The organism is Streptomyces sp. MCA2, assembly GCF_023544705.1.
GTDB classification, from domain to species: domain Bacteria; phylum Actinomycetota; class Actinomycetes; order Streptomycetales; family Streptomycetaceae; genus Streptomyces; species Streptomyces decoyicus.
On sequence record NZ_JAMJFM010000015.1, the window covers coordinates 15505 to 37602 of the forward strand.

Below are 22098 nucleotides of genomic sequence, written 5' to 3' on the forward strand. Positions count from 1 at the left end.
GCCTGTCCGGTAGGTGCCCCCTACGGCTGCCCAGGCAGGGTGTGCCCTACGGCGCCCCGGAAGGGCGCGCCCCTACCGCCGCCCCGGCAAGGCGCGCCCCTACGGGTAGCCGACCTTCACCGTCCCGATTCCCAGCGTGCCGTGCCGGGGCAGATATCCGGCCTCGAAGACCGCGCCGAGGACGGGGTGGAGCAGGTGCGCCAGCCGTTCGGCGCGGGAGTGGCCCAGTGCCCGCCACGGGCCGGCCGCCAGCCGGTCCGTCGTCCGCTCGATCGCCTCGCGTTCCTTGCGGGCGCGCTCGGTGGCGGTACCGTCCGGAGCGATCCAGCCGCGGGCGGCGAGGCGGTGCCGGGCGTCGCTCCACTCCTGGGCGCTCCAGCCGCGCCCCACGAAGGCGGCGGCCGGCGCGGCACCGATCGCGGCGAACGACACCAGGGCCTCACAGGGGTCGAGTTCGCAGGTCAGCAGGGCCGCCAGATGGCCGTCGCCGCGGTGTTCACGGAGGACCGTGGCGGCCTGCCAGAGCACCAGATGCGGCGCGTCCGGCCAGGGCAGATCGCGATTGGCGGCGGCCAGCGGGCGGGCGGCCGTCCCGGCGTTCTCGGCGGCCTGGCGGGCCAGCCGGGCGGCCTCGGCGAGCTGCGCGGCGCTCAGCCGGCCGTCGGTCAGGGCGGTCAGCGCACGGTCCATGGCAAGCAGTCGCGCGTCCAGCACCTTGGCCGGGTCCGCGACGGTCCAGATCCGCGGGAGGTGGCGGGCGATCATCCGCGGGCTGAAGGAGTAGTACGTCGCGGCCACCAGCTCGGGCCCGGCGGCGCCCAGCGGAGCCGTACGCCAGGCGAAATAGCTGGGCCAGCGGGAGGACACGTCATGACCGAGGTCGGCGGCGACCTGGCGGGCCTCGGGGGCGAAGTACAGCGTGGCGTGCAGTGGCTCCAGCAGGTGCCACATCCGGCGGGCGACCGAAAGGTATTCCGACATCGCTTTACCTCATGGCCTTCACGATGCGTGCGCAGACAGAGGGGAGACCGGGGTCGGGAACACGGCTGTCGGTCCGCGGAATCGGGCAGTCGGGGCTCCCTGGAACCCGGTGCCGGGCGAAAAGCCGTGCGAAGTAGTGACTTCCCCGATTACGCGGCGTGAATCCAGGCCGCGGATGGCAACTGTGCGTAGCCGGGGCCGGGTTGGGGCCCCACCGCTTTCGGCCGTCGCGGCCCGGTGGCCGGATTCCTCCGGGCCCCGGATATTCGATCGTGTCCGGGTGGCCCCGTACGTAGGGTGACCCGGCCGACGGCCCACGGGGGGCGAGGTGCCCGTTGAGAGGAAGCGCGGATGACGTGCCACGGATGGGCCGACGAGGGGTACGGAGCCTTCGCGGACGAATGCGCCCGCAACTTCGCCGAGCGCGGTGAACTCGGCGCCGCCGCAGCCGTGTTCGTGGGCGGGCGCAAGGTCGTCGACCTGTGGGGCGGGATCGCCGACGACCGGACGGGCGGGAGTGGCAGGAGGACACGGTCCTTCCCGTCATGTCCCTGGCCAAGGCCGTCGTCAGCTTCTCGGCCCATCTCCTCGCACAGCAGGGGACGCTGGACCTCGACGCCCCGGTGGCCCGCTACTGGCCCGAGTTCGCCCGGCACGGCAAGGAGGGGATCACCACCCGGATGGTGCTCGCCCACACCGCCGGAATCCCGCTCGTCGAGCGGCAGTTGACATTCGAGGAACTGACCGCCTGGACGCCGGTGATCCGTGCCCTGGAGGAGCAGAAGCCCCTCTGGGAGCCCGGGACCGCGCACGAGTACCACGCCCACGTCTTCGGTTTCCTCGTCGGCGAGGTGATCCGGCGCCTGACCGGCCACACACCCGGTGCCTACTTCCGTACGGCCATCGGCGACGCCCTGGGGCTCCGGACCTGGATCGGGATGCCGCAGGAGGAAGTGCCGCGGCTGGCCCGGCTCGTGGAGGCCGAGGGGCGGGCCCCGATGACGAACCTCGACCTGCTGCCCGTACGGGCCCTGACGATGAACGGCGTACTGCCCTTCCCCGGACTGGACGATCCGCACGGCTACAACTCACCTGCCCTGCTGACCGCTGAATTCCCCGGTGGGGGCGCGGTGTCGTCGGCGTGCGGGCCGGCGGCCCTGTACGCGGCGGTCGCGACCGGCGTGGACGGCGGGCCGCGACTGCTGTCCGAGGACACCGTCACCGACGCGCTCGTCCCGCTGTCGGGCGGCCCTTCGTGGTCCGGCTTCCCGGACCTCGGCGCGCGCTGGGGTACCGGCGTCCTCCTCGACTCGGCGTTCCGCCGGCTGCTCGGCCCGCGCTCCTTCGCGCACAGCGGCGCGGGCGGCCAATTCGCCTTCGGGGACGATGAGTTCGGCGTCGGCTTCGCCTATACCGCCAACCGGATGGGCGTCAGTGGTGACCAGCGGGCCGAGCGGCTCATCGGGGCGCTGCGGAGCTGCGTCGGGGCCCCGGAGCTCCCGGGCGCCGGGGGCTGAACGGGGCGGCCGTGCCGGGACGGGCGCACATGCGGCGCACCCGCCCCGGCACGGCCCCGGACCGCTCGGTTCGCCCCACCCCGGCACGGCCCCGGATCGCTCAGTTCGCCCTTGTCCGCGGGGACGCGTACTGCTCAGTTCGTCCCGGTCCGCGGGGGACGCGGCCGCTCAGTCGTCCCGGTCCGTGGAGGACGCGTACTGCTCCGGATGACGCAGCAGTGCGCCGATATGGGCGGCGGCCGTCGACAGCCGGCGGCGGGACTCCTTCAGCTGCTCGGCGGTGACGCCGTGGTCACGTGCCGCGTCCCGCAGATCGTCGCGGAAACGATCCAGCAGCCGGTCGAAGTCGCGGGCCGGGTTGTCGCCGGCCGGTTCCCGCGCCCACTCCGGGGCCGGCGGAGCCCCGGCTGCCGGGCCCTCCTCGGCGCCCTCCTCGGCCAGGTCGACGCGCTCGACCGTCACCCGGGTCCCGTTCTCCGCGCCGCCGCGCCCGGCCCCGTCCGGTGCGCCGCCGTGCCCGGCGCCGGACTGGCCGCCGGTGAAGCGGCCGACCTCGCGGGACACCTCGGACAGTGCCTCGCGCACCGCGCCCGACCAGTCGCCCGACCGCACCGCCCCCTGGGTCTGCTCCTGTACGCGCTTGATGACCCGCTGGACCTCCTCGCGCGCGAACACCTGGGCGTCCCTGGCCTGCTTACGGGCCCGCTGGGCGTCCTGCCGGGCGCGCCGGCTCTCCTCCTTGGCCCGCCGGGCCTGCTCCTTCCACTCCTCCTTGGCGCGCCGGAACTCCTCCTTCGTCTGCCGCCAGGACTCCTTGTCGCCGAACGCGGCGTCGAAGTAGTCGGAGGCCTCCGGGAAGGGCCGCCCGGCCGCGTCGTCCTGGGCGTCCGTCGTCCCGTCGCCGTTCCGCCCGGTCTTCCCGCTTCCTCGCGCGTCCTTGCGGGCCTGCTGGGCGGCCTCCCGGATCTCGCGGCGCAGGTCCCGCGCCGAACCGCTCACGTCTTCCCGGATGTCGGAGGCGAGCGCGGCGACCGACTCCCGGATCTCCAGTTCCAGGTCCGCCAACTCGCCGCCACGGTCGGCGAGTTCGGCCCGTCCGGCATCGGTGATCGAGTAGACCTTGCGGCCGCCCTCGGTCGCATGGGTCACCAGGCCCTCGGCCTCCAGCTTGGCCAGCCGGGGGTAGACCGTGCCGGCGGAGGGGGCGTAGAGGCCCTGGAAGCGTTCCTCCAGGAGGCGGATGATCTCGTAGCCGTGCCGCGGGGCCTCGTCCAGCAGCTTGAGGAGGTAGAGACGCAGGCGGCCATGGGCGAAGACGGGGGGCATGCTCAGAGCACCTTCTTCTCGGCGGGCGGGTCGGTGGGGGAGTCCTCGTGCGGACCGGGGGCCGGGCCGCCGCCGGGGGCGCCGTGCCGACCGTCCTCGTCCCCGAAGGAGGGGCGGCGCAGCAGGGCCAGAGCGCCGGAAACGGTGGTGACCTTGAGTCTGCCGGTGCCCGCGCCCAATGAGCCGGTGATCTTCTTCGCGCCCCACTGGCCGCTGACCCGCAGATCATCGAAGGCGTTGGAGACCGTGCCGCTCGCGGTATTGGCGTCGACCGTGGCGTCCGCCGGATCGGGCAGCCGGATGGCGACCTCCCCGGAGACCGTCGTCAAGGTGATGTCGGCGCCCTTCGCGGGGTCCAGATCGAGAACCATGTCGCCGCTGACGGAGTCGGCGCGCACCGCGCCGCCCGCACCGTCGATGACCGTCAGATCCCCCGAGACGGAGTGGAAGCGCAGATCGCCGCTGACCGACTGCACCTCGACATTGCCGGAAACGGTGTCGGCCCGCACCCCGCCGGTCAGCCCGACGAGCGTGCTGTCACCGGAGACGCCGCGGACGTCCGTACGCCCCGAGATGCCGGAGACCACCGCGCCGGCCCCGACCACGCCGACCTCGACCCGGGTGCCGGCCGGCACCGTCACCGACACCACCGCGCTGCGGTTCCACCCCTTGCGGTCGAGGAGCTTCAAGAAGCCCTTCCAGGGGAGGTCCTCATAGGCGATCGAGAGTGTGCCGTCGGTGCACGAGACGGTCAGCGGCGGGCCGTGCAGCTCGCTGATCTCCAGGCGGGCCGGGCCGCCGTCCGTGGTGCCGACGACGTTGACGGTGCCGTTGACCACGCGCACGTTCACGGCGTCGACGGGTTCGGTGACCTCCAGAGTGCGTGGTGAGGTCACCTGCGTCGGTTGGTGCGACCACTCGGTCCCGGCTGACATGCCTGCCTCCCCTGCCTTGCTGCAACGCAACATATCGCGTCTCTTTCAGACACGATATATCGCGGATGAGTGAAGTCAAGTGCCTCGTTCGGGGGAGTGTGTCCGGGGTGCGCCGTTCCTTGCGTCCTCGGTCGTCTCGGGCGCGAAAAGGGGGAACCGTCCGGTGCCGTGGCGCAGTCTTCAGCGGTGTCAGTTGACGTCGTGGCGCATGCCATGAAGGAGTCGAACACATGCGTAAGACAACGGGGTTGCTCTCGGTTCTGGTGCTCGGTGCCGCAGTGGCCGGGCCGGTCGCGTCGGCACACGCCGCGCCCGCCACCGCTTCCGCGGCCTCCGCCTGTCACCGCCTGGTGGTCAAGGCGAACTCGTCGAACAACAAGGCGCTGTCGGCCGACAACCGCCACAGCTACAAGAAGGCCATCGGCCACAACAAGGCGACCCAGAAGTACGCCGACCAGGCGAAGGCGGCCTGCCGGCGCGCGCGGCACGCGGCGGAGATCCGGCGCTCGCTCGACGGTGCCCAGGATGGAGCGCAGGCGGCTGAGCACTACAACAAGCGGGCCTACGTCGAGCACGACTCGCGGGCCGGGCGCGCGGCGGCCGACGCCGAACGCAACGTGAAGGCGCGGCTGCGCATCGCGCTCCACTACTCCTGATACGCCTGATCCAGGTCCCTTCGTGAACGGTCCGCCGCCCGCGCGGCGGGCCGTTCCCGCTCCGGGAACGCCGCACGGTCCGTGCGGACCGCACGGACCGTGCGGCACCTGCCGCCCGGGGCCGGGGCCCGTGCCGGCACCCGCCCCGCCGTACGCCGGGGCAGGCCCGGCCCGCTACTCGTCCTCGTCCTCGTCGTCCAGCCGGGCCAGCCAGGTGGCCAGCCGCTCCACCGGCACCTCGAAGTCCGGGTTCAGATCGACGAACGTACGCAGCTGCTCGGCCACCCACCCGAGGGTGACCTCCTCCTCGCCGCGTCGGTTCTCCAGTTCCTCGATGCCACGGTCAGTGAAATACACGCGCTCTCCACCAGGGGTCATGGGCTATTCCCGGCCAGGATAGGCAGGCTCACGGACCTCTCGCGCCACAGGCGCCCGAAGGCTAGCCTGATCACCTGTCAACGGTCCTGCGGCAATGGGGGAATTGCCGCCCACGGGGAGCAGGAGGCCGTGATGCAAGATCGCGCGCAGCGGATCGAGCTGCCGGACGGTACGGAAGTCTGGGCCCGGGTCTCCCGGCTCGACGCCCCGGGGCTCGACGGCCCGGACGACATGGACGGGACCGACGGCGAATTCGAGGACGTCGGCGCCTGGGACGCGCTCGGCGCCCGGGTCGAGGGGCTCCGCGAGGTGATCGGCGGGGTCGCCGCCAGCGTCCGCCGGGCGACCGAGCGGGTCGCCCCGCACGAGACGAGCGTGACCTTCGGCGTGGAGCTCTCGGCCAAGCCGGGCAAGGCCGTCGCCCTGCTCGCGGACGGCGAGGCCAAGGCCAACCTCTCCATCACGCTCACCTGGCGCCGCGAGGACGGGACGTCGTCACCGGAGGAGGCGCACGGGGGACCCGCGGCCGTCCGCCGGGAGCCGGATGATGCGAGCCGCTGATGACGACATCCGAGGGCCGGTCCGCCGTCCGCGGTGACCGCGCCCACTACGCACAGCTCCTCGACCACGCCGGACGCACCACCGTCGGACTGCGCGCCGCACCGGGCGCGACCGCCACCCGGTCCTGGGGCAGCGGGGTGCTGATCGCCCCGGGATGGGTGCTGACCTGCGCCCATGTGCTGGCGGCGAGCGATGGGCGACGCCGCGACACCGGCCCGGACGGCGTCTTCGGGGTCGTGTTCGGCGGCCGGGTGGTGCCCGCGCGGCTGGCGTACGACCTGAGCCGCCCCGCCCCGGAAGCCGGCCCCGCCGCCGCCCGCGCCGACCTCGCCCTGGTCCGGCTGCTCGACCCGGAGACCGACCACCCCTGCGCCTGGCTCAGCGATCAGCCGGCCACGCTCCTGGAGGACGCGTACATCTTCCGCGGGCACGAGCAGGCCGGCGGGGGCGCGGGCGCGGGCGGGAGCGAGGAAGGGCGCGAGGATGCGGACGGTGCCGGGCGGGGCCGCCGGGGCGGTGGTGCGGACGAGGGCGCGGCCGCGGGTCGGTCCCGGGAACGCGCCATGCGTGACGCATGTGACACAGGCGACACAGGTGACACGGGTGGCGCAGGCGGCGCAGGAAAGCCACGCGACGGACGCCGCGGCCACGGGGCGGGCGAGGGCCGCGGTGCCCCTGAGGCGGACGGCGGGCCCGGCCGGAGCGGCTCGGACGGCGAGCAGGGCCTGCACGGGCCCGACGGCGGTCGTGGTGTGCGCGAGTCGCGCGACGGGCGCGGTGTGCACGGCGCGCCCGCCGCCCCGCGCGCTCCCCTCACCCCCGTCGACACCTTCATCGCGGTCCGCTTCGGGGCCCGCGACGCCCGGGGGCTTCAGTTCGGCAGCGATGTCCGGGTCATGCCCGGCGCCTCGGGCGGGCCGCTGATCGACTGTGACCGCGGCGAGGTGGTCGGCATCGTCAAGGGCCGCCATCAACAGGACCACGTCGGGCTCGCGGTGCCGGTCGCCGCGCTGCGCGGGCTGGGCCCCGAACACCTGGTCCCGGGCGCCGAGGGCCTCGGCCCCGACCCGTATCACGCGCTGATGAGCCTGCACGACCGCTGGCACTGGGCCGGTCAGGACCTCGGCCGTGCCGTCGGGCCCACCTGGTTCGACGCCCAGCACGCGATCATGGCGGGCCGTGGCCGCCTGTGGGGCGTACAGGAGCGGCTCCAGGCGCTGGACCTGCTCGCCCACCTGCCCGCACCGCGCGATCCGCTGGTCGTGGAGGCCGCGGTCGGCGAGGTGCTGGACCGCGGGGACCGGCCCGGGGCCTGGTCGCTGCGCACCTGGCGGGACGGCCATGGCGCGCTCTACCAGGGCAGCGACCCGTACACGGAGCTGCGCGCCTTTGTGCACTACCTGCGGATCGTGGCGCAGCTGACCGCCGACGAGGTGCGCGACGTACCGGGCGAACAGGCCGCCGCGGTACGCGGGCAGGCCACCCGCCTCGCGGAGTTCGTGCAGGCCAAGGCGGTGGTGCTGCTGCCGCAGGACCGCCGCAGGATAGGTCCGGTACGGCGCCGCCCGCGCTCCGTGCTCGTCGAGTTCGAGCCGCTGTTCTACGACGAGGGCGGACAGGAGCTGTTCAACTGGTCGGTCAGCGAGGGCTACGGCCAAGGGCAGTGGCTGCGGGTGGACGTCCAGGAGTCGGCCGGCGGGGTGCCCTTCGAGCAGGCGCGGGAGCAGGTGCTGCGACGGCTCGGCGGACGGCTGCTGCGGGCCGACAGCGACGCCGGGCCGGGCGCCCGGGTACGCCTGGAGGTCGCCGTCCCCGAAGGCCACTGGCACACCGCCGCCGGCCAGTGGGAGGTCGCGGCCTCGACCCGGCGCACCGCCAGGCTGCGGCCGGTGGGCCCCGGGCGCGCCGTGATCCTGCGCGACCAGGGACGGCGCGAGCAGGTCGACCCGGCGTGGCTGCGCCGCTGGCAGGGCCTGGCCGCGGCCCGGGAACTCCAGGCGCTGCGCCTCGCGCCGCGCACGGGCGACGGCGCACGGCCCGGCTCCGTGGAGGCGATCTGGCGGCTGCTGGAGACGGCCGGCGAGGGTGTGCTGCCCACGCTGTGCCATACGGTCGCCGACGGGTTCGGCCGGGACGCGGTCGGCGTCGCCCTGGACACCGGCTTCCCGGCCGGGCTGTGGCCGGCCGCCGGCCACGGCGAGGAGCGGGACTGCGATGCCGGCTGCGAGGAGTTCCACCGCGGGGTGCGGGAGCTGCTCCAGGGCTCGGGCGGGGCGGCCCGGCTCCCCGAGCTGGTCCGGCAGCTGCGGGCCAAGGCCGCCGAGGCCGCGGAGGAGGGCGCGCACTGGGCCCGCGATCTGGTGCTCCTCTACGACGACCCGGAGGACCCGATTCCGCCGCTCTTCACGGACCGCCCGCAGCTCTCTCCGCGATGAACGGACCGGGGAGCCGCCCCCGGAGCGGTTCGGGCGCCGCGCACGCCCCCTACACCTCGCACACGCCCGGTGCCCGCCCCGGCCGTTTCCGCCCCTCGTGCGGCAAGTCGCGCCCCGGTCAGGGCACTTGGCCGCCTGTGATGCCCTCGGGTGAGACCGGAAACCGCCCCGTGCGCTTCCGTCCGGCTGGGTACTGTCATAGCGTCGTGGAAGACGAGTTCGTGATTGCGCACGTGCGTGATCGTGGGTGGCGGACGTGGGGGAGGCCGGGGTGGACGATGCCGACGTCTCCGGCGATCCGCCATGACCATCGCTCCTGACCGAGGCCTGGCCGGCGACGAGGAGTTCCGACGTGAGCGACTGGCTCATCTACCGTGGCGCGGGGGCACCGCACGACGGAATTGAGCACCTTCCGCCGCCACCACCATGGCGTGATTTCGACGGCGGCCCCCTCGTGGCGCCGCCGGCCGCCCTCGACCCCTCCTCCGAGCGCAGGCTCGGCGTGCAGCACCGGGAAGCCAGCCACCACCGCCCCGGCGAGACCGAGCGCGAGCTGGTCAATGCCGCCCTCTATCTGCGCCGGCCGCTGCTGGTGACCGGCGCTCCGGGCAGCGGCAAGAGCACCCTGGCACATTCGGTCGCCTATGAACTCGGCCTCGGCCGGGTGCTCGGCTGGCCGGTCGTCAGCCGCAGCACGCTCCGCGACGGCCTGTACGACTACGACGCCATCGGCCGCCTCCAGGACCTCCAGATCGCCCGCGCCGACCCGGCCGCCGCGGACGGCGCGACGGCGGCGGACGCGGACCCCACCGACGAGCCCGGCGGCGGCATCGGCCGCTATATCCGCCTCGGCCCGCTCGGTACGGCCCTGCTGCCCGCGGCCCGGCCCCGTGTGCTGCTCGTCGACGAGCTCGACAAAAGCGATATCGATCTGCCCAACGACCTCCTGAACGTGCTGGAGGAAGGGGAGTTCCGGATTCCGGAGCTGGAGCGGCTGGCCGGATCCGCCCCCGAGGTGGAGGTGCTCAGCGACGACGGCGCGCGGGTGACGGTGCGCGACGGCCGGGTGCGCTGCCATGCCTTCCCCTTCATCGTCCTCACCAGCAACGGCGAGCGCGACTTCCCGGCACCCCTGTTGCGCCGCTGTATCCACCTGCACATCCCGGCCCCCGACAAGGAGCGGCTCGCGGCCATGGTGCGGGCCCACTTCGGCGAGGGGGCCGCCGAGCGCTACGAAGCGGTGATCGACCGCTTCCTGGACCGTGAGCCCGGCGATGTGCGCGCCGTCGACCAGCTGTTCAACGCCATCCACCTCACACAGAAGGCGGGCTGGACGGACGAGGACGAGGAGGAGACCCGACGGCGTCTGACGGCGGAGCTGATGCGGCCTCTTGATCGGACGAGGTGAGTGCGGTGCCCCTCGGGGAGCCCGGCCCAGGCCCCCTCGACGAACTCGTCGCCCGGTTGACGGCGGCGGGGCTGCCGGCCGATGCCCGCGGGATGGCCGATGCCCTCTGGCTCGCCCAGTGGATCACCCCGGACGGGTCACGGGCGGAGGGCCCCGCGGACGCCGGGCCGCTCCGCGCGAAGGGTCACGACAGTACAGATCCGGCCACTTTCCGGGTGGGATCGGCCGTATCCGTGGCTCCCGCTGGTGCATTGCCGGCGGGCGGCGGCGCCGGTCCCTCCGATGCCGACCCGTCCTCGTCCGCCCTCCGGGACAGCGCCCGGCGCCGCGTCGCGGAGCTGCTGCCCACCCGGGACGAGCGGCTCCCCGACCCGGACCGGCAGCGCCTGGGCGAGGTCGCCGTCCCGATCGCCTCCGCGTTCCCCGGGCTGCTGCCGCTCCAGCGCGCGCTGCGGCCCATCCAGCGCTACCGCCCCCCGGTCGCCCCGGTCCGGCGCACACTCGACGAGCCCGCCACCGCCGAGCTCTCCGCCCACGCCGAAATGATCATCCCGGTGCTGCGCGGGGTGCACCGCCGGGCGGCCGCGCTGCGGCTGCTGATGGACGGCTCGTCCTCGATGGCCGTCTGGGAGCAGATGCTGCACGACCTGCGCCAGGTCTGTGAACGGGTCGGCGCCTTCCGCGATGTGACGGTCCATTACCTCCACCCGCACGGTGCGGACATCGGCGTCGCGGCGGCCCCCGGCCCCGGCCGCCCGCTGCGCCCCGCCGACCAGCTGCACGACCCGACGGGCCACCACCTCACCCTCGTCGTCAGCGACTGCGCCGGCCCCCTGTGGCGGGACGGGCGGATGCAGCGGCTGCTCTACCGCTGGGCGGCCGACGCCCCGCTCGCCGTGGTCCAGCCGCTGCCGCAGCGGATGTGGGCGCGCACCCTGCTGCCCGCCGTCGCCGGCACCCTCGTCCGCCGCCAGGGCCCCTACCAGGCCCTCGACTTCCGGCCGGCCCGCCGTCGCCGGCGTCCCGCCGGGGCACCGGGCGCCCCGTCCGAAGCGCCCCGCGAACGCGCCATCCCGGTCCTCTCCGCCACCCCCTCCGCGCTCGGCTCCTGGGCCCGGCTGGCCGCCGCCGACGCCGGTCTCTCGCTGCGCGGCGCGGCCTCCGTCGTCCGGGCCGAGCACGGCGAAGGGCATCCGGCCGGACCGCCGCCGGTGTCCGGGCCCGCCGCACCGGCCCGTATGGTCCGCGAGTTCGACCAGCAGGCCTCCCCGGCCGCCCGGCTGCTCGCCGTCCACCTCTCGGCCGTCCCGCTCGCCCTCCCCGTCATCCAGCTCGTCCAGCGCGCGATGCTGCCGCAGACCGGCCCGGCCGAGCTGGCCGAGGTGCTGCTCAGCGGCCTGGTCACGCAACTCCCCGCGGACGAACGGCCGTCGGGCGAGCAGGCCGGGGCGAGCGGGCCCTGGTACGACTTCGTGCCCGGCGTGCGCGACGAACTCCTCGGCCGGCTCAGTGCGGGCGAGGCCGCCCTGGTCCTCAAGCACTGCTCGCTCTACGTCGAGCGCACCTTCGGCCGCAGCGCCCGCAACTTCCCGGCCGTCGCGGTCGCCATGCTCTCCGGCAGCGGCCGTGAGCCCGAGACCGGCCAGCGCGCCGTCCCCGAACCCTTCGCCCGGGTCTCGGAACGTGTGCTGCGCCGCTTCGAACCGGCCCTGCGCCCGCCCGCCCGGCAGCCGTATGTGTCCGACGGCCCCGCCGCGGAGGGCGCGGCCCTCCTGGAGCGCTACGAACAGGACCGCGCCGTCCGGGACCTGATCGAGGCCGTCCGGCTGCTGCGCGCCGCCACCGAACGACTGCCCGTGGCCGGTACGGACCTCGCCCGCGCCCTGCTGCACGCCTGGGCCAAGTGGCGCCAGCCGGACGCCCTGGAGGAGGCGGAGCGCGCGGGACGCGCCGCGGAACGGGCCACGGCCGAGGGCGCCGCCGACGACCAGGAGGCCGCCACCGGCCGGGAGGCCGAGCGCACCCGGGCGCTGATCGTGCTCGGCCGGGTCGGCCACGCCCGCGCCCAGGAACGCCGCAGCGCCGGCGCACCCGCCGAGGAGCGCGCCGCGCTCGCCGACGCCGCCCGCCATCTGCACGCCGCCTGCGGGCTGATGAGCCTGCTCGACCCCCGCGTCCTGGAGAGCATCGTGCTCCGCACCGAGGTCCTGCGCCGACTGGCCGCCCTGCCCGCCGCCGACCCTCCGCAGGACGGCGACATGGCGGCCGACGACCCCCTGGACGAGGCGGAACGCTCCCTCACCACCCTCCTCGACCAATGGCCCAGCGGCGAGCAGGTGCCCGGCGAGGTCTATGCGGCCCGGGGCGGCGTCCTGCTCGACCAGGCCCGCCGGGCCGCCCGCGGCCAGGGCGAAGGGCCGCGCCCCGTCGAGGCGCTCGCCGTCCGCGCCGCCGACGACCTCGACACCGCCGCCGTCCTGCTGCGCCGCCGCGGCAGCACCGCCGACCGGCTGGTCTGCGAGACGCTGCTCGATCTCGCGGCGGCCCGCCAGCTGAACGGCGGCGCGGGGCTGCCGTCCGTGCTGCCCACCCTCGACCGCGCCCGTGCGATGGCCCGTGAACTCGACGACCGGGCGCTGGAAGCGGCCAGTCTGCGCCGTACGGCCGCCGTGCAGCGCGCCGTGCACACCCGTACCGGTGCACTGACCGCCCTGGACGCCGCCATTGCCGCGCTGGCCGCCGCGCTGCGTCTGACCACCCCCGATTCGCCCGAGCACAGCTCGCTGCTCGCCGAACGCGGCGCGGCGCTGCTGCTGCGCGCCCGGCTGGAACCGGCCGACGGACCGGGCAAACGGCTGGCGAACGAGGCGGTGCACGTCCTGCGCGAGGCACTGGGCCGGGTCGGGCCGCAGGACCCCGACCTCGGCAACCACCGCCTGCTGTTCGGCCGTGCCCTGCGGCTGCGCTACGAACGCCAGCCCTCGCTCGCCGATCTGCACGAGGCCGACTGGATCCTGGAGCTGGCCGCCCGCGGTGTGGACGTACCGGACGCGGTCTCGGCCGAGGCCTGGCTCGAAGTGGGCGATGTCCAGCTGCTGTTGGACCGCCGCTTCGACTCCCGCGAGCGCCACGACCGGGCCGCCGCCTGCTTCCGCCGCGCCGCCGCGGCCGCCCGGCGGGCCGACAGCCCGCTGCTGGCCGCCCGCGCCCACCACCGCCGCGGCGAGGTCCTGGAGGTCACCGCGGGCCCCCGTTCCGCGCTGCACGCCTACCGCGAGAGCTGGGAGCAGTGGCAGCGCGCCGCCGAGGACACCGGCGACGAGGCCCAGCGCACCCGCGCCCGGATGCGCGCCCTCGAAACCACCGCCTGACCGCCCCGCGCCCCCGTCCGGCTGCCTGGCAGTCCTCACCGGAACGTGTTTCTGTGGACGGGAGTTCGGGAACACACACGTCCAGCCGGCCAGAGGAGAGCAGCGTGGCGACTACCCCCCGCACCGAACCGGTGGTCGCCGACCCGCCGGTGCCGTCGGCCGAGCGGCTGCCGGTCTTCGACGGGGTCGATGTGGCTGCGCTGGCCGAGAGGACCGGGCATCCGATGCTCCGGGAGGTGGCGGCGCTGCTGGTGCGCAATTGGGTGCCGGCGGGCGAAGCGGTGGCCTACTACGACGACGGGCCGGGCATGTGGGTTTCCGCCGACCCGTCCTGAACGACTGAATTTGGGCAATAGGTTAATGAATTCGGCCAGCTGTCGACCGACTTCGGTTGCCTCGTCGAGGGGCGAGCCATGTATGGAGCAGCGGGCGTCGGCCGGGTGTCCGGACGTCGACGGAGGCGGGGGGCGACGTCGTGGTGTGCGAGACCGACCGGGCCGCCGCGGTCCCCTTCCGGCAGTTCGTCCTGAAGCTGCACAGCCGCTGCAACCTCGCCTGCACCTACTGCTACATCTACACCAGCCCTGACCGCAGTTGGCGCCACCGCCCGCGGGCCGCCCCGCCGGGCACCGTACGCCAGACCGCCCTGCGCATCGCCGAACACGTCAGCGCCCACCGGCTGCGTGAGATCCGCATCGACCTGCACGGCGGAGAACCCCTGCTCACCGGGCCCGGCCCGCTTCTCGACCAGGCGCAGGCCATCCGGGCGGCGGTCCCCGTGCAGTGCGCGGTGCACTTCGGGGTGCAGACCAACGGCACCCTCCTCACCGCCGCGTCGCTCGGGGCGCTGGCCGACGCGGGGTTCCGGATCGGGCTGAGCCTGGACGGCGGCACCGCCGGGCTCAACCGCCGCCGGACCGATCACGCGGGCCGGTCCTCCTGGCCCGCGGCCTCCCGCGCCGCACGGCTGCTGTCCGGGCACCCCGGAACGTTCGCGGGCATCCTGTGCACCATCGATCTCACGGCCGATCCGGCACAGGTCTACCGGAGCCTGCGGGCGATGGGCCCGCCCATGCTCGACTTCCTCCTCCCGCACGCCAACTGGTCCAGCCCGCCCCCGGCCCCCGTGGGCGCGGCGAGCTCCACCCCGTACGGAGACTGGCTGTGCACCGCGTTCGACCTCTGGTGGGACGGTCCGGGACAGGGGCTGCGGGTCCGGCTGTTCACCGAGATCATCGGCCTGCTCCTGGGGCGGCCCAGTTCCACGGAAGCGGTCGGACTCTCACCCGTCGTCGCCCTGGTGGTGGACACCGACGGCGCCATCGAGCAGGTGGACTCGCTCAAGTCCGCCTACGACGGAGCGGCCGCGACCGGCCTGGACGTCTTCCGGCACAGCTTCGACGAAGCCCTCGCGCACCCGGGCATGGCCGCCCGCAGACAGGGCAGGGACGGGCTCGGCGACCGGTGCCGCTCCTGTGCGCTGGTGGAGGTCTGCGGTGGCGGGAACTACGCCCACCGCTACCGCGACGCCGGCAGCGGTTTCCGTAACCCGTCCGTGTACTGCGGGGATCTGGAGAGACTGATCCGGCACATCGCACGACGCCTGAAGGCGTCCCTGGACCCAACCGCACGGCTCCCGAGATGACCTGACGCACTGTCGTCATATCGGGGCACACTTGGGTTATCGTGCCAGCCAGCCAGGCAGCTGAGCACGCTTGACCCACCGCATCGCAGGGAGACGGTCGCATGGCCGATCAGTCCAGTTCCGCCGGCGCCGCCGACCACATCACGATCAGCTATGCGGGCTTCGCCCGGCCGTGGGCGGCCTGGCTCTCCCATCAGCTGGAGCAGCTGGGGCACCACACGACGATGCTCCGCTGGGATCCGCAGGCGGACACCGCCCTGGCCGAGGAGCTGTCGGGACTCCTCACCGCCGAGGGCCGGCTGCTGATGGTGCTGGACGACTGGTATTTCCGGCTGGGCCCCAAGACGCAGGAGGAGTGGACGGCCGCACTGCGCGAGGTGGTCTCCCCGCACGCCGAGCGGTTCGCGGCGGTGAGCGTGGCCACCCAGTCCCTGCCCGCCACGGCCTCCCTGTTGCGCCCCGCCGACCTGCGCGACCTGGACGCGACCGAAGCCAACCGCCGGGTGCTGAACCGGCTGGGCATCCCGGTGACCGGCCCGGCCGGGAACGAGGACGCGCCCGGCGCACCGCGCTTCCCCAACGATCCCCCCGAGATCTGGAACATCCCCCGCCGCAACAACCGCTTCACCGGCCGCGACGACGCACTGGAAGAGCTGTACGGCAAGCTGGCGGGCTCCGGGGGGAACTCCGGTCCGCCCCTGGAGACCCGTCTCGCGCTGTACGGCATCTCCGGCGTCGGCAAGAGCCAGATCGCCGCCGAGTACGCCCACCGGTTCGGCAACGACTACGACGTGGTGTGGTGGATCAGCGCCACGAACCGAGGTGCGGCGCGCGAGCAGCTGGCGGAGCTGGCCTCCCGCCTCGGGCTGCCCGTGGGGCAGGAGATCGGCGACCGGATCCGGGCGGTGCACGAGGCGCTGCGTACCGGCCGCCCCTACCGCCGCTGGCTGCTGATCTTCGACAGCGCCGACGACATGGAGCAGATCGAGGACCTGGTCCCCGACGGCCGCGGCCACGTCCTGATCACCACCCTCACCCGCGACTGGTCGGGCTCCGGCAGTGCCCAGGAGATCGAGGTCCTCCCCTTCACCCGCATCGAGAGCGTCGCCTACGCGCGGCGGCGGGCCCCGCGGCTGACGTCGAGGGACGCGGACGACCTCTCCGACGCGGTGCAGGACCTGCCGCTGCTGCTGGCCCAGACCGCGGCCTGGCTGGACGCCAACCCGATGCCGCCGCGGGAGTACATCGAGCTGATCCGCCGGGGCGAGCCGAGCCTGGTCGGGATCCGCATCTCCACCGACTACCCGATGGCCTTCCAGACCAGTTGGGCCATAACCCTCAACACCCTGCGCGAGCGCAGCCCCGCCGCCGTCGAACTGCTCAAGCTGTTCGCCTTCTTCGCCCCCGACGCGATCCCCGTTCCCAAGCTGGCCAAGGCCCGCCGCGGTGACCTGCCCGAGCACCTCGCCGATCTCGCGGCCGAGCCGATCAGCTGGAACACGGCCCTGCGGCGGCTGACCGAATCCACCGCGGTACGCCTGGACTACCAGGTCTCCTCGGGGCAGGACCCGGCCGTCGAAACCGCCCAGATGCACCGGCTCTACCACCGCTTCCTGCGCAGCGACATGACCGAGGAGGAGCGGGACGCGCTGTCCGCGGCGGCCTGCCGGGTGCTGGTCTCCGCCGATCCGCAGAACCCCTTCGACACCCGGGAGTGGGACCGCTACGCCGAGCTCATCCCGCATCTGGAGCCGGCCGGTGCGCTGGACAGCGCGGACCCGTCGGTGCAGGGGCTGGTCGTCAACTGCGTCGAGTACCTCCGGGTGCGCGGCGAGTACCGCATGGGGCTGCGGCTGTGCGAACAGTTCATGTTCCGGTGGAAGACCAGGCTGGCACCGACACAGCGCACGATGCTGGTGCTGACCCACCAGCACGCCAACATGCTGCGGCGGCTGGGCCGTTACCGCGAGGCGGAGGCGGTCGGCAGCGCCATCGTGGACGAGCTGGAGTCCGAGCGTGCCGAGCGCGCGGGGGACGGCGAGGCCGGACGCGTCGAGGCCGACGCGGATCTGCTGCGGGCCAAGGACGGACTGGCCGGGACCCTGATGACGCTGGGGGCCTACCAACGGGCGTGCGACCTTTTCGAAGAGGTCGCCGCGCACTACACCGAACTGCTCGGCCCCGAAGCCCCGCGCACCGTCGCGTCACGCAACAACCTCGCCATCGCGCTGGGGCTGCTCGGACGCTACCCGGAAGCGCTGGCCCTGCTGCGCGAGGTGGTCACGATCCGGGAGCGCGAGCTGCGCGCCCGCCACCACCTGACCCTCGGCACCGGCACGGGCTATGCCCGGATGCTGCGGCTGACCGGCGAGTACCGCGACGCCCTCTCGCGCCAGGAACTGAACGCGCGGCTGCACCGCCAGGTGATGGGCCTGCACACCCCGCAGACCCTGCGCGCCGAGCACAATCTCGCGCTGTGCATGCGCCGCATGGGCGACACCGCACAGGCGGGCGCGCTGATGGCGGATGTCGTCGAGCGCAGCAAGCGGGTGCTGGGCGTGCGGCACCCGGACACCTTCATGATGCAGGCGGACCACGCCACGTTCCTGCGCGAACACGGCGACCTCGGCCGCGCCCGTGAACTGGCCGAAGAGGTCGCCGAGCGCTACCGCACGCTGGTCGGGGAGAAGCATCCGTACGCCCTGGGGACGCTCGCCAACGCGGGTCTGGTGCGCTCGGAATTCGGCGAGCACGCACAGGCGCTGGCCCTGGCGGCACAGGCGCTCGAAGGGATGACCACGGCCGTGGGCGCCGACCACCCCTGGACACTGGGCTGTGCGCTGAACGCCGCCGCGGCCCGCAACCGCGCCGACGACGAGGAAGGCGCCGTCGAACTGGGCCGGGACACCATGCAGCGCGCCGCCGAGGTACTGGGCGACACACATCCGCTGACCCTGTCGGCGAAGACCGCGCTCGCCGACGACCTGCGGGCGCTGCGCCGTGCCAGGGACGCCTCGAAGCTGGAGCAGGAGGCCGTACAGCAGCTCACCGACACCCTCGGCGCCGAGCATCCCCATACGGTCTCGGCCCGCCGCCGGCGCCGCCCCTACTGGGACTTCGAGCCGCAACCCGTGTAAAGGCTCCGTACTACGATGGGGGTCTCGTCGCCGCAGGATGAGGACTGCGGCGAGGGGACCCTACTGGTCTCCCTGGAGGGAGCGTTGTGTCGGATCCTCGTGACGGCGGCCGGCCGGAGCCCGGTCCCGGGGGAGTCGCGCTGTCCGACCGGAGCGCGCTCGATCTGATGGCCCTGCGGCAGCGGGTGGAGCACCCGGTGCTGGCGGATGTGCTGAGCGTGCTCAGCGACCGGGCCCGTGGCGATGCCGTCGCCGTCGCGTACTACGAGGACGGGCCGGGCATCGTCTTGTGACGGGGGCCGTGACCGATCCGCACGGCTGTGCGCCATGGCCGCACGCCCTCCTGGACGTGGCCGGCCTGCGCCGCGACGGGGTCCGGCCGGTGCCGTTCCGGCAGTTCGTGCTCAAGGTGCACAGCCGGTGCAACCTGGCGTGCACCTACTGCTACATCTACAACGGTGCGGACAGCAGCTGGCGGACGCGGCCCAACCGGGTCACCGACGAGGTGCTGCGGCGCACTGCACACCGGATCGCGGAGCATGTCGCCACGCATGACCTGCGCGAGATCCGGATCGAACTGCACGGCGGCGAACCGCTGTTGTCCGGTCCACGGACGGTGACGCACATGGCCTCGGTGGTCCGGCGAGCGGTCCATGACGTGGTCGGGGACCGGTGCCGGGTACGGGTGAGCGTCCAGACGAACGGCACGCTGCTCACCGAGCGGACCGTCGAGCAACTCGCCGCGGCCCGGATCGGCATCGGTGTCAGCCTCGACGGCGGGCTGCCGCACCACAACGGCAGCCGGGTCGACCACGCCGGCCGCCCCTCCTGGACCGCGGTGACCCGGGGGCTGCGGCTGCTGGCCGGGCGGCCGGAGGCCTACGCGGGAATCCTGTGCACGATCGACCTGGCGCACGACCCGGCCGAGACGTACGCCTCGCTGCTGGACTTCGCCCCGCCGGCCCTCGATCTGCTGTTGCCGCATGCCAACTGGGAGGCCCCGCCGCCGGGACTCACCGACCCGCACGCCCACGACCGGGCCACCCCGTACGCCGACTGGCTGGCCCGGGCGTTCGACTCCTGGTTCGATGCCGACCGCGCGGCCGTGCGGGTGCGGCTGTTCACCGAGGTCATCGGGCTGTTGCTCGGGGTGCCGAGCGCGGCCGAGGCGATGGGCGTCTCCCCCCTTGCCGCGGTGGTGGTCGACACCGACGGCGCCATGGAACAGGTCGACTCGCTCAAGACGGCCTATGAAGGAGCACCGGTCATGGGCCTCGATGTGGCCCACCACAGCTTCGACGACGCTCTGGACCACCCGGGCACGGCGGCCCGGCAGCTGGGCCTGAGTGCGCTCTCGGAGTCATGCCGGTCATGTCCGGTCGTCGGTGTGTGCGGTGGCGGGAACTATGCCCATCGCTACCGCCCGGGGACCGGATTCCGGCACCGCTCGGTGTACTGCGCGGACCTGGCGGCCTTTATCCGCCATGTCGACAACAAGCTCCAACAAGCCCTTATTGCCTAGCATGTGAAGTGCCCTCATCATCATGGGATGGCCGTGTCCGGGGGAACAGGCGACAGAACGGCGGTGTCCCGTGTCTGGCGGACGCAGAGCATCTGGTCACAGACGGCGAATGCCCTCAAGGCCTCGGTGGACCGGTCCCGCAGCCAAGGCCTGCTGCTCGGTCTCACGGCTGCCGTCCTCGGTGTGGGCTCCTCACAACTCATGCCGGTCCTGCTGGAGTTGGGCAGAGTCACCGCGTTCCTTTCGCTCGTCGCGGCGGCGCTCATTCCGTACACCCTGAGACGGACATCGGCCCAGCGGCTGGCCGAGTGGGTGCGGGTGCGCTCGGTCTCGGAAGCGCTCAAGAGCGAGACCTACCTGTATCTCGCCGGCCTGGGGCCGTACGGGCAGGACGGCGGTGCTGACGACGCGGCGGAACTGACCCGTCGCACCCGGCACCTCCTGGACGCGGCACCGGACCTGGCGCGCCACACCCGCGACATCGACCCCGTGCGGCGCGAGCTGCCGGCCGTATCCGGAGCCGACTCCTATGTCACCGGGCGGCTGGCCTCCCAACTCGACACGTACTACCGGCCGAAGGCGCACGCCATGGCGCGGAAGGTGCGCACCACGGAGCGGGCGCAGAACGGGCTGGCGCTGCTCTCCGCCGTCCTGGCGGCCGCCGCGGCCGCCTTCGCCGTGGACGAGGCCGCCGCCTGGATCCCCGTTCTGGCCACCGCGGGCGGAGCCGTGACGGCGCATGCGGCCGCGGCGAATTACGCCTATCAGGAGATGGAGTTCTCGCGTACCGCTGCCGAACTCGACCGGCTGATCCAACAATGGACCGACGGCGGGCGTACGGAGGAGGAGGCGCAGCGCCTCGCGGAGCGCGGAGAACACATCATTTCGATCCAGAACGAGGGCTGGATGGCGAAGTGGACGGTGGAACAGGGGCAGAACCAAGGGTGATCAAAGTCTTCATCAGCCACAGCTCCAAGGCCGACCCCTACACCCGTGAGGTCAGGCAGCGGGTGGCCGCGGACCTCCGGCAGCGTGGCTATGACGTGCTCGTGGATGTCGAGGGACTCGCGGACGGCGAGGAGTGGCGGGCGCGGGTCTATCACTGGCTGGCGGAGTGCAAGGCCGCCATCTTCCTGGTGAACCGGGATGCTCTCGCGTCGGACTGGGTGCACAAGGAAGCCTCGCTCCTCATGTGGCGGCGCTTTTTCAACCCGTCGCTGCACGTGGTGCCGGCTCTCGTGGGCGGGGTGACGGCACGGGAGCTGAGCACCTCACGGCTGCGTGAACTGGGCGCGCTCCAGGCGGCGCGGCCGCCGCGGCAGGGCGTGGCGCCCGCCCAGGAGGCGGCGGCGATCACCGCCAACTTCCCCGAGGTGTCCGAGCGTTGGGGCGGTGATGTGGTCGGTGACTGGGTGGACAACATCGCGGCCCAGCTGAGACAGGTCTGGACGCCGGAGCGGCTGACGAAGTTCGGGGAGGCGCTCGATCTGCCACCGGAGGACGTGGCAAGGATCGCCGCGCCGGTGGCCGGTCACGGTTTCCTCGCCGCCCAGATGCTCCATACCCACGAAGTCGTCCGCCTCGGCAGGGTCATCGAAACGATCAGGTACCACATGGACGAGGTGCCCCTCGGGCACCTGGTCACCCTGACCCTGCCGGTGTGGGTGGACGCGGACTCCGCACGGCATGTGCTGCCGACCGGGGAGCCGGCGGGCCGACGGACCGTGGTGCTGAACGTCCGCAACCCCGACACCGGGACGTACTACCTCAGCCGTGCCTACTGCGTGGACTCCAGCAAGTACCTCTACACCGTGGCAGGCCTGGGGAACCTGGGGGAGGAGGACGAGGAGGCCGCCCTGCGGGCGGAGTGCGAGCGGGCTGTGAAGCATCTGCTGGGCATGCATCAGCAGGACCGGTGGGAGGACGCGGTCGAGGAACGGGGGCGCAGCTCGTATCTGATCCTCGACGCCCGGCGCTGCACCCTGGAGCAGGCCGAGCGGGTCGTCTCCTGGATGCACGACCGGATCGCCTGGCTGCACATCCTGCTCATTCCGCCGCAGCCCATCGCCCCGCGCGAGCAGTGGCCCGGCAGGCTGCGGGAGGCGTTCCTGCTGGACCCTCCGTTCGGAGCCGATGATGAGCAGCTCGCCGTGCGCGAAGCGCGGCGGATGACCGAGCGACGGGACACCGGCCCGTCCGTCTCCGGAGGCTGGAGAAGACCGTGAC

At 73.4% G+C, this 22098-nt stretch carries 17 protein-coding genes; 13 read left to right on the forward strand and 4 right to left on the reverse strand.

The window, feature by feature from the left end; genetic code table 11:
• Nucleotides 1-99: 99 nt before the first annotated feature.
• Nucleotides 100-981 (reverse strand): hypothetical protein, encoded by an 882-nt coding sequence (locus tag M8I34_RS14750; RefSeq protein ID WP_250049947.1) that lies wholly within the window; start codon nt 979-981, stop codon nt 100-102.
• 545 nt (nt 982-1526) lie between these two features.
• On the opposite strand from M8I34_RS14750, the gene M8I34_RS14755 reads away from it, so the two are divergent.
• A complete protein-coding gene (locus M8I34_RS14755) occupies nt 1527-2498 on the forward strand; it encodes a serine hydrolase domain-containing protein (RefSeq protein WP_308372301.1) in 972 nt (323 codons plus the stop codon).
• A gap of 168 nt (nt 2499-2666) precedes the next feature.
• On the opposite strand, the gene M8I34_RS14760 is transcribed toward M8I34_RS14755, so the two are convergent.
• Both M8I34_RS14760 and M8I34_RS14765 read right to left on the reverse strand, forming a co-directional pair.
• Complete coding sequence (locus M8I34_RS14760; RefSeq protein ID WP_250049948.1) at nt 2667-3824, reverse strand: PadR family transcriptional regulator; 1158 nt, start codon at nt 3822-3824, stop codon at nt 2667-2669.
• Between the two features lie 2 nt (nt 3825-3826).
• Nucleotides 3827-4759 carry a DUF4097 family beta strand repeat-containing protein gene (locus M8I34_RS14765; RefSeq protein ID WP_250049949.1) on the reverse strand — a complete coding sequence of 311 codons (933 nt, stop codon included), beginning with the start codon at nt 4757-4759 and terminating at the stop codon, nt 3827-3829.
• A gap of 230 nt (nt 4760-4989) precedes the next feature.
• Between M8I34_RS14765 and M8I34_RS14770 the strand changes: the two genes are divergently transcribed.
• Complete coding sequence (locus tag M8I34_RS14770; RefSeq protein WP_250049950.1) at nt 4990-5415, forward strand: hypothetical protein; 426 nt, start codon at nt 4990-4992, stop codon at nt 5413-5415.
• Between the two features lie 174 nt (nt 5416-5589).
• Here M8I34_RS14770 and M8I34_RS14775 read toward each other — a convergent pair whose 3' ends face one another.
• Nucleotides 5590-5772 (reverse strand): DUF6104 family protein, encoded by a 183-nt coding sequence (locus M8I34_RS14775; protein ID WP_030981799.1) that lies wholly within the window; start codon nt 5770-5772, stop codon nt 5590-5592.
• A 153-nt stretch (nt 5773-5925) separates the two neighbouring features.
• On the opposite strand from M8I34_RS14775, the gene M8I34_RS14780 reads away from it, so the two are divergent.
• The 11 genes from M8I34_RS14780 (at nt 5926) to M8I34_RS14830 (ending at nt 22097) form a co-directional block, all read left to right on the forward strand.
• On the forward strand, nt 5926-6354 hold the full coding sequence (locus M8I34_RS14780; RefSeq protein WP_250049951.1) for a CU044_2847 family protein: 429 nt from the start codon (nt 5926-5928) through the stop codon (nt 6352-6354).
• Nucleotides 6354-8789: a trypsin-like peptidase domain-containing protein gene (locus M8I34_RS14785; RefSeq protein ID WP_250049952.1), complete on the forward strand. Its 2436-nt coding sequence runs from the start codon at nt 6354-6356 to the stop codon at nt 8787-8789. The genes M8I34_RS14780 and M8I34_RS14785 overlap by 1 nt, the downstream gene beginning before the upstream one ends.
• A 352-nt stretch (nt 8790-9141) precedes the next feature.
• On the forward strand, nt 9142-10197 hold the full coding sequence (locus M8I34_RS14790) for a MoxR family ATPase (protein ID WP_250049953.1): 1056 nt from the start codon (nt 9142-9144) through the stop codon (nt 10195-10197).
• Nucleotides 10198-10202: 5 nt separating this feature from the next.
• Nucleotides 10203-13568 carry an SAV_2336 N-terminal domain-related protein gene (locus M8I34_RS14795; protein WP_250049954.1) on the forward strand — a complete coding sequence of 1122 codons (3366 nt, stop codon included), beginning with the start codon at nt 10203-10205 and terminating at the stop codon, nt 13566-13568.
• Between the two features lie 104 nt (nt 13569-13672).
• Nucleotides 13673-13903 (forward strand): YxD-tail cyclophane-containing RiPP peptide, encoded by a 231-nt coding sequence (locus M8I34_RS14800; protein ID WP_030981805.1) that lies wholly within the window; start codon nt 13673-13675, stop codon nt 13901-13903.
• Between the two features lie 140 nt (nt 13904-14043).
• Nucleotides 14044-15213: an FxsB family cyclophane-forming radical SAM/SPASM peptide maturase gene (locus tag M8I34_RS14805; protein ID WP_250049955.1), complete on the forward strand. Its 1170-nt coding sequence runs from the start codon at nt 14044-14046 to the stop codon at nt 15211-15213.
• 101 nt (nt 15214-15314) lie between these two features.
• Nucleotides 15315-18350, forward strand: a complete 3036-nt coding sequence (fxsT, locus tag M8I34_RS14810; RefSeq protein ID WP_250049956.1) for an FxSxx-COOH system tetratricopeptide repeat protein — start codon at nt 15315-15317, stop codon at nt 18348-18350.
• An 86-nt stretch (nt 18351-18436) separates the two neighbouring features.
• Nucleotides 18437-18643 carry a YxD-tail cyclophane-containing RiPP peptide gene (locus M8I34_RS14815; RefSeq protein ID WP_250049957.1) on the forward strand — a complete coding sequence of 69 codons (207 nt, stop codon included), beginning with the start codon at nt 18437-18439 and terminating at the stop codon, nt 18641-18643.
• A gap of 8 nt (nt 18644-18651) precedes the next feature.
• Nucleotides 18652-19872: an FxsB family cyclophane-forming radical SAM/SPASM peptide maturase gene (locus tag M8I34_RS14820; protein WP_250049958.1), complete on the forward strand. Its 1221-nt coding sequence runs from the start codon at nt 18652-18654 to the stop codon at nt 19870-19872.
• Between the two features lie 63 nt (nt 19873-19935).
• Complete coding sequence (locus tag M8I34_RS14825; RefSeq protein WP_250049959.1) at nt 19936-20820, forward strand: DUF4231 domain-containing protein; 885 nt, start codon at nt 19936-19938, stop codon at nt 20818-20820.
• Nucleotides 20817-22097, forward strand: a complete 1281-nt coding sequence (locus M8I34_RS14830) for a toll/interleukin-1 receptor domain-containing protein (RefSeq protein WP_250049960.1) — start codon at nt 20817-20819, stop codon at nt 22095-22097. The genes M8I34_RS14825 and M8I34_RS14830 overlap by 4 nt, the downstream gene beginning before the upstream one ends.
• The last annotated feature ends 1 nt before the right edge of the window (nt 22098 follow it).